Annotated in this window: 9 protein-coding genes and 1 pseudogene; 5 read left to right on the top strand and 5 right to left on the bottom strand. The window is 65.1% G+C overall.

The window, feature by feature from the left end:
- Positions 1-166 precede the first annotated feature (166 nt).
- From LFL96_RS25310 to LFL96_RS25330, 5 genes are all read right to left on the bottom strand, one after another.
- A complete protein-coding gene (locus LFL96_RS25310) occupies positions 167-607 on the bottom strand; it encodes a hypothetical protein (RefSeq protein ID WP_281003430.1) in 441 nt (146 codons plus the stop codon).
- 142 nt (positions 608-749) lie between these two features.
- Positions 750-1,781, bottom strand: a complete 1,032-nt coding sequence (locus LFL96_RS25315) for an alpha/beta hydrolase (RefSeq protein ID WP_281003431.1) — start codon at positions 1,779-1,781, stop codon at positions 750-752.
- A 38-nt stretch (positions 1,782-1,819) separates the two neighbouring features.
- Positions 1,820-3,184 (bottom strand): MFS transporter, encoded by a 1,365-nt coding sequence (locus LFL96_RS25320; protein WP_281003432.1) that lies wholly within the window; start codon positions 3,182-3,184, stop codon positions 1,820-1,822.
- A complete protein-coding gene (locus LFL96_RS25325) occupies positions 3,181-4,275 on the bottom strand; it encodes an alpha/beta hydrolase (protein WP_281003433.1) in 1,095 nt (364 codons plus the stop codon). The genes LFL96_RS25320 and LFL96_RS25325 overlap by 4 nt, the downstream gene beginning before the upstream one ends.
- Positions 4,276-4,382: 107 nt before the next feature.
- Positions 4,383-5,438, bottom strand: coding sequence for a porin (locus LFL96_RS25330; protein ID WP_281003434.1), 1,056 nt, complete (start codon positions 5,436-5,438; stop codon positions 4,383-4,385).
- Between the two features lie 212 nt (positions 5,439-5,650).
- Between LFL96_RS25330 and LFL96_RS25335 the strand changes: the two genes are divergently transcribed.
- The 5 genes and pseudogenes from LFL96_RS25335 (at position 5,651) to LFL96_RS25355 (ending at position 12,588) form a co-directional block, all read left to right on the top strand.
- Positions 5,651-6,559 carry a LysR family transcriptional regulator gene (locus LFL96_RS25335; protein ID WP_281003435.1) on the top strand — a complete coding sequence of 303 codons (909 nt, stop codon included), beginning with the start codon at positions 5,651-5,653 and terminating at the stop codon, positions 6,557-6,559.
- A 100-nt stretch (positions 6,560-6,659) separates the two neighbouring features.
- Positions 6,660-8,174, top strand: coding sequence for an ATPase domain-containing protein (locus LFL96_RS25340; RefSeq protein WP_281003436.1), 1,515 nt, complete (start codon positions 6,660-6,662; stop codon positions 8,172-8,174).
- A gap of 7 nt (positions 8,175-8,181) precedes the next feature.
- Positions 8,182-9,840, top strand: coding sequence for an ATP-binding protein (locus LFL96_RS25345; RefSeq protein ID WP_281003437.1), 1,659 nt, complete (start codon positions 8,182-8,184; stop codon positions 9,838-9,840).
- 105 nt (positions 9,841-9,945) lie between these two features.
- Positions 9,946-10,368, top strand: a pseudogene (locus LFL96_RS25350) (MarR family transcriptional regulator); the annotation flags it as partial.
- Positions 10,369-10,398: 30 nt separating this feature from the next.
- Complete coding sequence (locus LFL96_RS25355; RefSeq protein ID WP_281003439.1) at positions 10,399-12,588, top strand: FUSC family protein; 2,190 nt, start codon at positions 10,399-10,401, stop codon at positions 12,586-12,588.
- Positions 12,589-12,603 lie beyond the last annotated feature (15 nt).

The following is a 12,603-nucleotide window of genomic DNA, read 5'->3' on the forward strand; positions in this document are numbered from 1 at the left end:
GGATTTACGCGCTTTCCACCCTGCACGAGCCACAGCGGATTCGTGCCGACGAAGAAAGGGAAAACAGCGCATCGAGATCGCGCCGCTGTCGATCATCGAATTGCGCTGCTCGCGGCGAGGCTGGACGTGGTGGCCGGCGTTACAGCCTGTTCCTTGACTCACGCCCTCACTTCCCCGACACCACCAGCCGCAGCTTGTTCGACCCCGTCGGCGACAGCGTGATCTCGGTTCGCTTACCCGGCGCGCCGACATAAAAGTGCTGGCGTCCCGGCGAATTCTGATCGTGCGTCGCTTCGGGCAAACATGACGCGATGTCCGCCGCCACCGCCTGAAGCGCATCCGCGTTCGATCCCGCGTCGTGATGCGGCGTCCACATGCATTGATAGCTGCCACGGGCGGCCGAACATTGCGCGTCGTCGCCATAGGGCTGCGCGACGCCTTTCCCGTCGTCGGGCGTCAGCGAAGACAAGCCGCCTGGCGCGGCGGCCACGATGCGTTTGAGCGACGCGCACGGGCTGGGCGCATCGTCGGCGAATGCGCTGCAGGGCAGCATGGTGCTTAGCGTTGCGACGGCCAGCGTGGCCGCGAAGAGTCGGGTCCGGTTCATGGGCGCAGTCCTTCAGTCATTGAATGCCTGAGAAAGAGGCGCGCGAATGGAAAACCATTCACGGGCCCTAGCGCGGTAGCAGTCTCCGTGCCCATCGTCGTGCGCTCCGTCCGTTCCGTGCCATCGCAATGCATTGAAGCCGCTACCGCTGTCCAGTGCCGAACAAGGCCTCCCGCCCCCGCGCCGACGTGAAGATCCCACCCGCGTCATGCCCGACGCCATCGATCACGAACGTCCTGTGCGTCGATAATCCCCGCGGATGCCGCGACGCCATATAGCGCGCGTAAGCAAGCCCCCGCTCCAGCCGATGCGCCCCTTGCGCACGCGCCGCGCAAGACCGGTCGAGCGCCGGATGCTGCGGATCGCAATCCGCGCCGCCCAGCAGCACGGTGACATCACGTTGCACGTAACGCGCTTCGAGCTTTTCCGTCATGGCGTCGTCTATCGTACCGCTCGCGCCGGCATCCTTCGCATACGCCGGCAAATGCTCCAACCCATACTTCCAGCGATTGAACGACGAACACGACGCCGCATCGAACGCGACAAACTCGCCGCGCGCATCCGGCCGCATCGCATCGAAATACACATACGACGACGGATTCGCGACGACGTAACGCAGCGCGACGCCCCGCGCCGTCAGCAACGCATCGCCGCGCGCGACGACCGCGTATCGCTGCACGACCTGGCCGCCGCCCGAATGCCCTGCGATCACCACGTCGGTCAATGCGCCGAACTGCTCGCGCGAAGCGAGCGTGTGCAAAATCGCGTCGAGCACGTCGAACGAACTGAGCGGCGCCGGACCTTGGGAGTTGTCGCCGCCCATCCAGCCGGTCCAGTCCCAATGCAACGTGGACGACGGCAACGCATGCGCATCGAGATCCGCGCTCGCGAGAAACTGCGGCACGATCAGCAGCGTATCGTCCGCGCTCGCCCCGGCCGACTCGCACGCGCGCTGCGCCAACTCGAAGTACGTATCGCCGTTGCGCAAACGTCCATGAATCAGAATCACCACACGCCGCACCGTCGGCGCCGGCGCGAGCCAGTCACCGTTCGCGAACACCGGCACCGTGCCGCTGCCGGCCGGCGTCGAGACCTGCAGATAACGGCTCGCGACGACCGCGACCGGGCGTTCATTCGGCGCGCGTTCGTCGTCCATGATCGAAGGCTGGGTCATGCAATAAGCTCGTGGTTGATTTCGTGGTTCATCGACATCTAGTGCGTGACGACGCTCGCCGCCGCGCCGCGCGGTTCACGACCAGCGCGCGTGAAATACACCATGGCCAGCGACACGAACCCCGCGAATATCAGGTAAAACGCCGGCGTCAGACTGCTGCCCGTCACCCGCGTCAAGCCCGTGATGGTAAGCGGCGCCATGCCGCCGAACAGCGTCACCGCGATGTTGTACGACAGTGCCACGCCCGCCGAACGGCTACGCACCGGGAACAGTGTCGCGAGCATGCCGGGATGCGCGCCGGACATCGCCGCGAGAAACACGGTGGCGATCATCTGCGCGATGAACAGATGGCCCGGCGTCGGATCGGTGACGACGAAGCGATACAGCGGATACACGCAGATAATCCACGCGATCACGACCGGATAGAACAACCGGTACGCACCGTAGCGATCGGCGAGCTTGCCCGACAGCGGAAACAGAAACAGATTCAGCACGCCCGACACGAACGCGCCGAGCAACGCGGTGGAGAGCGGCAGATGCAGTTGCCGTTCGACATACACCGACAGATACGAGTGCCACACATAGTTCGTTGCCGCTCCGACGATGATCACGCCCATCGCGCAGATCGCTGCATCGCCGTTGTCGTGGAAAAACTGGCGGATGGTCACGCGAGGCGGCTTGTCCTGATGTTCGAGCAGTTGCTCGAACTCCGGCGACTCGGCCACGCGGTGCCGGATATAGAAACCGAACGGTCCCGCCAGCGCGCCGAACAGAAACGGCAGACGCCACCCCCAGGCCACCAGTTGCTCATGCGTCAACTGCGTGGTCAGCAGATAACCGACACCGGACGACAGCAGCAACGCGAACGCCTGCGCCGACATGTTGAAGCTGCCGTAGAACATCTTCTTGTGCGGCGGCGCGTACTCCACAAGCATCGCCGACGCGGTCGCGAACTGGCCGCCCACCGAGAGCCCTTGCAGCAACCGCGCGAGTACCACCAGCAGCGGCGCCGCGATGCCGATATGCGCGTAACCCGGCGTCAAGCCCATCAGCAAGGTGCTGGCCGCCATCGAAATGATCAGCAGCGACAGCGCCTTGCGGCGCCCCGCGCGATCCGCGTAAATGCCGAGCAGAATGCCGCCGATCGGCCGCACGATGAAGCCGACCGCGAACGTGGCAAGCGTCAGCATGATCGACACGAAGCCGCTGCCGCCCGGAAAGAACACCTGCGCGATGATCTTCGCGAAGTAGCCGTAGATCAGAAAGTCGAACCATTCGAGGCCGTTGCCGAGCACGGACGCGAAGATCGCGCGACGCACCATCGCCGGGCTCAATGCGCTCGACGGATCGGCGCCCGGGCGCGCACCGCCATTGCCTTGCTTGAGAGTCGTCGCTTCGCTCATGGCTCGCATCCTTGCGTGCTTTGCGCATTCGATGTGTCGAACATCGCCGCCAGCGCGCAGACCGAAGTCAGCATGCGCGCGCCGTCATGACCGACGCCCGGCACGATGTGAAAACTTTGGTTCAACCCCTGCGGATGACGCGTCTGCATATAACGGTAATACGCCTGCGCACGCGCCACGCGTTGCGGACCTTGCGCCTCGGCGGCACAGGATTTGTCGAGCGCGCTTTGCTGCGGATCGTTATCCGCGCCGCCCACCAGATAGTCGATGCGCCGCGCCGCGTAGGTCGCTTCGAGTTGCGCGGGCGAGCGGTCGGCAAGATACGGCGGCCGCTTGTCCATGCCGTACTTCCATTGATTGAAGTCGGGGCATTGCGCGCTGTCGAACGGCGCGGCGACGCCGTCGGCGTCCGGACGCAACGCGTCGAAATACGCATACGTGGACGGACTCGCCACCACGTAGCGCACGTCGATGCCTTCGTCGGTCAGCGCGGCGAGATTGCGCCCCGCCACCGCATAACGCTGCACCACCTGGCCGCCGCCCGAATGTCCGGCGAACACGACATGGCGCAGATTCGGAAACAGCTTGCGATCGGCGAGACGCGCGACGATCGCGTCCAGCACTTCGTACGAACCGATCGGCGCGGGGCCGTTGGCCGCTTCGCCGCCCATCCACGCGTCGCCAGTCCAGCGCAGCAGATCGGCCGGTTCGTCGTGCACGCGCAGATCGAGATTGGCCAGGAACTGCGGCGCGATCAACAACGTGGTGTCGGGATCGGCGTGCGCGGCCGCGCGCGCGTTCTGCGCGGTGCGGTAGTACACGTCCGCGTTGCGCAGCTTGCCGTGAATCACGATCACCGCGCGCGTGACCTGAGGCTGCGCGACGTTCCAGTCCTTCGACAGATACAGCGGAAACTCCGCCTGCCCTTGCGGCGTGTCGAGCGTGAAGCGCGTATCGGAGATCACCGCAACCGGCTTCAGATGTGCCTTATACGCGTGCGCCGCGAACGCCGGCTGCGGCATCGCCGGCAAAACGGCCGCGCTCGTCGCGACGCACAACGCCGCCAAACCGCGTGATAGATGGAAAGTCATGTAACCCGCTCCTGATCGCCACGCACGATGATGATGCGATAACCCTGAATCTTGAACGCGGCGCATCGTCGATTCCGTCGTTGAAATGCCGGCCTGCCTCGAATTGCTCAGAACCGGTGGCGAATGCCGAGCGTCACGCCGGTCTGGTTCGGACCGAACGCCGTGTCGCTCGTCAATCCCACCGGCGTGTACTTGTCGTTGGCATAGCGCGTGGCAGCGGCGTAAGCGATCGTTGCATACACATCGGTTCGCTTCGACAGAATATAGTCCGCGTCCAGCACGCCCATCAACGAGTTCGAGACGTTCGCCGTCTTGTTGCTCTGATAGTACGTGGCCGCCGTCACGCGGAACTGCGGCACGATCAGATAGCGAACCCCGCCGAACCACAAGGCCGAGGACACCGTCGCGCCCTTGGTCGGGTTGTATAGATAGTGCTCGTAGCCGCCCAGTATCGTGAAGTCGCCGATCTGCTCGCGCGCCGACGCGCTCCAGTTGCGCGACTTGGTCCACATGCCGGTCGAGTTGATCGCGCCGTTGCGGTAGTCGTAGGCCAGTGCGGCGGCGAAGCTGCCGGTGTCGTAATCGAGCGCGCCGCCATACGCCGCGCTGCTCTGGAACGAATCCGCGGTGCCGCCGAAGCTGTAGTCCGCCGTCGCGGTGAGGCCGCCGAAGCGCCCCACGTACTTGACCGAATTGTTCAGGCGCGCCTTGAACGAGAAGCTGTCCGCCGAGCCCGTGGTCGGCATCCACGTGTATTGCTGACCGAACACCATCGGATCGTATTTGATCAGCGTGTCGTACATCGCGGTGTATTGCAGACCGGCCGACAGCGCGCCGTAGGCATCGTTCGCGACACCGACCGCCGCCGTGCGGTTGAACAGTACGCCCGCGCTCGCATTGGTGCCGTCGTTGCCGTTGAAACCCGCTTCGAGAATGAAGAACGCCTTGTTGCCGCCGCCGAGATCTTCCGTGCCGCGAAATCCGAAGCGCGAATTGCTCAAGCCACCGGAATTCTCGCGTACCAGCGTGCCGCCGCTCGCGCTCGCATGATTCAGGAATTCGAGGTTCGTATCGATCAACCCGTACAGCGTGACCGATGACTGAGCCTGCGCGTTCGCGCATCCCGCTACCGCCAACGCGGCCACCGCATAGTGTTTTTTCACTGACGTCTCCAGTCGATTTTGTTTTATGTCGCAACGTGAGCGGCTTGCTCGCCTGAGGCGATGCCGGCCTTTGCCGATGCGATGGACGAGATCGTAGGAGTGGCCGTGGTAAATGTAAAATACCTGTTTTACGCACAATCCATACATACAAAATATGGCAGAGAACGGCGCGAGCCGGCAGCCACGAGACGAAAAGGGAGAGGGAAACGGCAATGGAACTACGTCATCTGCGCTACTTTCTGGCCGTCGCCGAGGAAGGCCAATTCACGCGCGCGGCCGAGCGCCTCGCGATGCAACAGCCGCCGCTGTCGCAGCAGATCCGCACGCTCGAGGAAGAGATCGGCTTCGAGCTGTTCGTCCGCATGCCGCGCGGCGTCACCTTGACGCCTGCCGGTCAGGCGTTCGCCGCAGACGCGCAACGTCTGCTGCACGAACTACAGCAATCGGTGGAGAAGGCGAACCGGATCGCGCGCGGCGAACTCGGCACGATTTCGATCGGACTCACCAGCTCGGCCGCGTTCCATCCGTTCACCACCGAAACGATCCGCGCGTTCCGCGCGGTGTGTCCCGAGGTGGCCGTCGAACTGGCCGAACTGAACGCGGCGGAGATCATCGAGCGTCTTGCCGCCGGACAGATTCAGGCAGCGTTTCTGCGCAAGCCGGTCGACGCGCGCGAAGGCGTGTCGTTCGAACTCTTGCTCGACGAACCGATGGTGGTCGTGTTGCCGGTCGGGCATCCGCTACTGAAGCGCGCGGGCGGCAAACGTCCGCAGGTGTCGTTGAAGGCGCTGGCGCAGGAAGACTTCATTCTCGTGCGGCGGCCGGGCGCGCCGGGCATGTATGCCGACATCCTCGCCGCATGCCGGCAGGCCGGGTTCGTGCCGCGCATCGCGCGCGAGGTGCCGCGCATGGTGTCGGGCATCAACCTCGTCGCGGCCGGTCTCGGCGTGACGCTGGTGCCCGCGTCGATGCAACGCTACGACCAGGTGGGCACCGTGTATTGCACGCTGGCCAATCCGTCGAAGCTGAGCGCGCCGTTGCATCTGGCGTATCCGGCGGCGTTGCACAACAGCGCGGCCTCGCGCTTCATTCAACTCGTGCAAGCGCGCGCGCATCTGTAGACGGGCACGCGCCGCATCACCGCGCATAGGCACAAAATTTGCATCCACGCCGTACCGGCTCTGTCATTGCCGGCCACTAAATCGACGCGAACCGCACGCCATGCCAAACTCACCCGCCGCCCACCCGACGGCCCGCCTTTCATCGGGAATCGAAGGCATCGACGACATTCTCGGCGGAGGCCTGACGCCGCGCCGCATGTACCTGGTAGAAGGCGCGCCGGGCACTGGCAAAACTACCCTTGCCTTGCAGTTCTTACTCAAGGGCGTTCAGGAAAACCAGGTCGGGCTGTACATCACGCTGTCCGAAACCCGCGACGAGTTGATCTCCGTCGCCGACAGCCACGGCTGGGATCTCAGCCGCTTCACGATTCTCGAACTATTGTCGGACGAAGGCCTCGACCCGCAATACGAGCAGAGCGTGCTCCATCCGGCCGAAGTCGAACTCGGCGAAACCGTGCGCAACGTGATTCAGCAGGTCGCCGAACTCAAGCCCGCGCGCATCGTGCTCGACAGTCTTTCGGAGTTGCGCCTGCTGTCGCAGAACCAGTTGCGTTACCGCCGGCAGATTCTTGCGCTCAAACGCTATTTCGCGACGCGTGAATGCACGGTGCTGCTGCTCGACGACAATACCGCCGACCCTGGCGACATCCAGTTGCACAGCATCGCGCACGGCGTGATCACGCTGGATAACCTCGTGCACGACTACGGCGGCAACCGGCGGCGGCTGCGCATCGCCAAGATGCGCGGCATCAAATTCCGCGAGGGCTATCACGACTTCACGCTGGACACCGGCGGCATCGACGTCTATCCGCGGCTCGTCGCCGCCGAACATCATCAGGAATTCTCCGCCGACATACTGAGTACCGGCACGCCGGGCCTCGATGCGCTGCTCGGCGGCGGCTTGATCCCCGGCACCAACGCGCTGCTGATCGGCCCGTCGGGTGTCGGCAAGACCACCACCGTGGTGTCGTGTCTGGTGGCGGCGCTCAAACGCGGCCAGCGCTGCGTCTACTACGTGTTCGACGAAACGCTCAGCACGCTGACGATCCGCTGCGCAACGCTCGGCATGGACCTCGCGCCCCACATCGAGAGCGGACTGCTGACCCTGCGCCAGATCGATCCGGCGGAAATTTCGCCCGGCGAGTTCGCCAGCGACGTGCGCGAATCGGTGGAGCAAAAAGGCGTTCAGTACGTGGCGATCGACAGCCTGAACGCCTACCTGCAAGCCATGCCCGGCGAACGCTATCTGCTGCTGCAGATGCACGAACTGCTCGGCTACCTGAATCAGCAAGGCGTGATCACGATGCTGGTGCTGGGCCAGCACGGCATCATCGGCGAGATACAAAACAATATCGACATCAGCTATCTCAGCGACATCGTTGTACTGTTCCGCTACTTCGAGCATCAAGGCGAAGTGCTGACTGCCGTCACCGCAGTGAAGAGCCGCGCCAGTGCGCACGAACGCTCGATCCGCCAGTTCCGGCTCAGCCACCGGGGCGTGGAGGTCGGCGAGGCGCTGCGCGATTTCGAAGGCATCCTGTCCGGCCTGCCGGCGTATCGCGGCGGTACGGCGCTGCTTGGCGCCACGCCCCACGTCATCGACACGTCGAGGTAGCCGGGTCATGGAGGAGCGTGTCCTTATCCTGGCGCCGTTCGGCCGCGACGCCGACGTGATTACCGAAGTCCTGCGCAAAGACGAGCGCATCTGCGTCACCTGCCGCAGCGCCGACGCGCTCACCGAAGCGCTCGACGCCGGCGCGGGCGCCGCGCTGATCGCCGAGGAAGCGCTCGCGGACCGGCACGCGACGCGTCTGTTCGACTGGCTCGGCCAGCAGCCGGCGTGGTCCGATTTCCCGTTCATCCTGCTGGCGGCATCGCGTATTGGCCACCGCTCCGCGCGCGGGCTCGACGTGCTCGAACGGCTCGGCAACGTGGTGGTGCTCGAACGTCCGTTGAACTCCGAGACGCTGCGGCGCGCGGTGGCCTCGTCGTTGCGGGCGCGCGCGCGGCAGTACGAATCGCGCCGCCATCTGGCCGACCGGATCGAAGCGCAGGAAGCGCTGGTGCAACTGAACGATTCGCTGGAAGGCCGCATCGCCGAACGCACCCAGGAACTCGCGTCCGCCAACAACCGGTTGATGACCGAGATCCACGAGCGCGCCAAGGTGCAAGCCGTGCTGGTGCAGTCGCAGAAGATGGAAGCGCTCGGCCAGCTCACCGGCGGCATCGCGCACGACTTCAACAATCTGCTGAACGTGATCATGGTCAATGCGGAGCTGATCGGGCGCGTGAGCGGCGACGAACGGATTCGCGGCATGGCCGCCACCGTCAAACGCGCGACCGAACGCGGCGCCAAGCTGACCGGTCAATTACTGACCTTCTCGCGCAACAGCAATCTCGATCTGAAAGCGGTGGATGTCGTCAGTCTGCTGCAAGGCATGCGCGACATCATCACGGTGTCGCTCGGCTCCACTATCCAGTACGCGAACGAATTCGACGGCGAAGCGATGTGGACCGAGGCCGACGCCAATCAGCTCGAACTCGCCATTCTCAATCTCGCGATCAACGCGCGCGACGCGATGCCGAACGGCGGCCGGCTCGATATCCGCGTGAAGCAGCGCGACGAGCCGGACGAGACCCTCGAACATGGCCGCTACGTCGTGCTCGAAGTCATCGACACCGGCTCGGGCGTGCCGCCCGAGGTCGTCTCGCGCGTGTTCGATCCATTCTTCACCACCAAGCCGATCGGCAAGGGCACGGGGCTCGGCCTGAGCCAGGTGTACGGCATCGCGAGACAGGCAGGCGGCACCGCGCGCCTGTTCAGCGAGGAGGGCAAGGGCACCACCGTCGAAATCTGGCTGCCGCTGCGCGAGCGCGCGGCCCCGCAAGCCGAGGCGGAGCCGGATACCGAAACGGGCGTGGTCGGCGAAAAACGCGTGCTGGTGGTCGAGGACGACGGCGAAGTGCGCGCGATGCTGGTGGAGTCGCTGCGCATGCTCGGCTACACCGTGACCGAAGCCGCCGACGGCCGCGCCGGCCTCAATCGTCTGGCGAACGACAAGCCCGACCTGTTGATGGTCGACTTCGCGATGCCCGGCATGAACGGCATCGACGTGATCACCGAGGCACGCAAGCTGCGCGAAGACCTGCCGGTGATTCTCGCGACCGGTTATGCGGACGTGGACATCTCCGGGCTCGCGGTGAAACGCTGCACGATCCTGCGCAAACCCTTCCAGCTCGACGACCTGGCTCGCACGGTACGGCTCGGACTGGCGGCTTGACCCGAGGCGCGCCGCGCCGACCGGTCAGGTCACGCCAGATCGCGTCACGAAAAAATCACGAATCAATAGTTTGCTAACGAATTTTTTAGCCCTACAATGCCGGCCATGTCGACCAATCTCGATACCTTGCGCCGCACCGTCAGCAGCACGCTCGTCGTTGCGGCCCGTAAGTGGCGGCGCACGAGCCACGGCGTGCTCGCGGCCTTCAATGTCTCCGAGGCGTGCGCCACGCCGCTTCTGACCGCAAGCCGGCTCGGCGAGGCGGTGCGTCAGGTCACGCTCGCCGATTACGTCGGGATAGAAGGGCCGTCGCTGGTGCGGCTGCTCGACCAGTTGTGCGCGGCGGGATTGATGCGCCGCGACGAAGACCCCGAAGACCGCCGCGCGAAAACCGTCGTGCTGACCGAAGAAGGCCGCGCCGTCACCGCGAAAATGGAAGAAGAGCTGGTGACGTTGCGCGCGCAGGCATTGAAGGGCGTGTCGCGCAGCGATCTCGAAGCGACCCTGCGCGTGTTGTCCGCGTTCACCGCGGACATCGGCGATCAGGCGTAACGGTTCATGGCCTACCCGTCCCTACGCGACTGGCTGTTCTCCGTCAAAACCTTCGCCGCGGCAATGATCGCGCTTTACATCGGGCTTGCGCTCGAACTACCCCGGCCTTACTGGGCGATGGCCACCGTCTACATCGTGTCGAATCCGTTCGTCGGCGCGACCCGCTCCAAGGCGCTCTATCGTGCGCTCGGCACCGCGCTCGGCGCCTCGGCGGCGGTGCTGCTGGTGCCGCCCTTCGTCGAATCGCCGTATCTGTTCAGCGTGATCGTCGCGCTCTGGACCGGCACGCTGCTGTATCTCGCCGTGTCCGACCGCACCGCGCGCAGCTACGTGTTCCTGCTGGCCGGCTATACGATGCCGATCATCGCACTGCCCTCCGTCACCAATCCGGCCGGCGTGTTCGATCTCGCGGTGAGCCGCACCGAGGAGATCACGCTCGGCATCGTCTGCGCGAGCGTGGTGGGCAGCGTGCTGTTTCCGAGCCGGCTCGCGCCGACCATCATCGAGCGGACCGACGCGTGGTTCCGCGACGCCGCGTTCTACGCCACCGAAACATTGTCCGGCCGCATCGCGGGCGCGGCGATTTCGGGCGCGCGGCAACGGCTCGCGGCCACCATCAACGGTCTGGAGTTGTTGCTGAGCCAACTGGCCTACGATCACACGCGGCCCGACGTGCTGGCGCGCGCGCATGAATTGCGCGGACGCATGCAGCTACTGTTGCCGATCATGTCGTCGCTCGCCGATCCGCTGATCGCGCTGTACAACAGCGGCCGCCAAACCTGGCCCGAAGGGCTCGAAGCGCTGCTGAACGACGTGATCAAGTGGTTCAACGCGCCCTTGCCCGCCGTCAGCGCCGGCTATCATCCCGATCCCGCCGCCGATGCGTTGCGCGCACGCATCGCGGCCATGCAGCCGCCGTCCGCCGCGCTCGCGAGCTGGGACGGCGCACTGCTGTCGAACGCGCTGTGGCGGATGAAACAGGTGATCGACGTGTGGCAGGACTGCCGCTCGCTGCGCATCATCATCACGCGCGAGGAAGGTTCGTGGCGGCCGCGTTTTCGTCATTGGCGGCTGGGCGGCACCGAGCGCTTCTACGATCGCGGCATCATGCTGTTCTCCACCGGCTCGGCGGCGGCGGCCGTGATTCTCGCGTGCAGTCTGTGGATCAGTTCGGGCTGGAACGACGGCGCGGGCGCCGTGACGCTCGCGGCGGTGGCGTGCTGCTTTTTCGCCGCGCTCGACGAACCCGCGCCGATGGTTCTGCGCTTCTTCGTCGCGACCGCGATCAGCGTGGTGGCGGCAGGCGTCTATCTGTTCGCGGTGCTGCCCCACGTACATGACTTTCCGATGCTGGTGATCATGTTCGCCGCGCCGTTCATCTTTGTCGGCACGCTGATTCCGCGTCCGCAGTTCAACCTCGCGACAGTGCTGGTCGCGGTGAACACGGCGACCTTCATCAGCATTCAGGACGCTTACGACGCCAACTTCCTCGTGTTCATGAACAGCAACCTCGCGGGACTCGCGGGGCTGCTGTACGCGTATGTGTGGACGCGCGTCACGCGGCCGTTCGGCGCGGAACTCGCGGCGGCGCGTCTGCTGCGCTCGAGCTGGGCCGACGTGGCGCTCACCGCGTCGACGCGGCAGATCGACGACCCACGCAATCTCGCCGCGCGCATGCTCGACCGCTTGATGCAGCTGATCCCGCGGCTGGCTGCCACCGACGATCACCGCCATCCGTCGATCGAAAGTTTTCGCGATCTGCGTATCGCGTTCAACGCGCTCGACCTGCGCCGCGTAACAGGCAAGCTTGGCGGCGACGCGCCGGCCGCGATCGATCACGTGCTCGACGACGTGCGCGCGTATTACGAATACTGCGTGGATCGCGGCAAACGCGAGCCGGTGCCGGAAAGTCTGATGCAATCGATCGACGCGGCCGTGGCGCGCGTGACCGCGCAAGGACTGGCGAATGCTGCCGACGCGGCGGCCGGGACCAAACCAGCCGACCCAACCGATCCAACCCACGCTAGCGGCGCGGAGTCCCCCCCAGCCACACCCGCCACGCCCTCCCCGACCGCCGCGCATTCCGCGCGCCGTTTGCGCGAAGCGCTGCATGCGCTGGTCGGCTTGCGTCTTTCGCTGTTTCCGGCCACGCTGACGACACCCGCGCCGCCCGAACCGGAAGCTGCCGCCCCATGACGCCCATGCGCCCGT

The sequence above is a fragment of the Paraburkholderia sp. D15 genome (genome assembly GCF_029910215.1).
In the GTDB taxonomy this organism is placed as follows: Bacteria; Pseudomonadota; Gammaproteobacteria; order Burkholderiales; family Burkholderiaceae; genus Paraburkholderia.

What these genes read in the sequence shown, in the direction of transcription:
- LFL96_RS25310 (WP_281003430.1), bottom strand. Translation starts at nt 607, where the DNA reads ATGAACCGGACCCGACTCTTCGCGGCCACGCTGGCCGTCGCAACGCTA.
- LFL96_RS25320 (WP_281003432.1), bottom strand. Translation starts at nt 3,184, where the DNA reads ATGAGCGAAGCGACGACTCTCAAGCAAGGCAATGGCGGTGCGCGCCCG.
- LFL96_RS25345 (WP_281003437.1), top strand. Translation starts at nt 8,182, where the DNA reads ATGGAGGAGCGTGTCCTTATCCTGGCGCCGTTCGGCCGCGACGCCGAC.
- LFL96_RS25335 (WP_281003435.1), top strand. Translation starts at nt 5,651, where the DNA reads ATGGAACTACGTCATCTGCGCTACTTTCTGGCCGTCGCCGAGGAAGGC.
- LFL96_RS25325 (WP_281003433.1), bottom strand. Translation starts at nt 4,275, where the DNA reads ATGACTTTCCATCTATCACGCGGTTTGGCGGCGTTGTGCGTCGCGACG.
- LFL96_RS25340 (WP_281003436.1), top strand. Translation starts at nt 6,660, where the DNA reads ATGCCAAACTCACCCGCCGCCCACCCGACGGCCCGCCTTTCATCGGGA.
- LFL96_RS25355 (WP_281003439.1), top strand. Translation starts at nt 10,399, where the DNA reads ATGGCCTACCCGTCCCTACGCGACTGGCTGTTCTCCGTCAAAACCTTC.
- LFL96_RS25315 (WP_281003431.1), bottom strand. Translation starts at nt 1,781, where the DNA reads ATGACCCAGCCTTCGATCATGGACGACGAACGCGCGCCGAATGAACGC.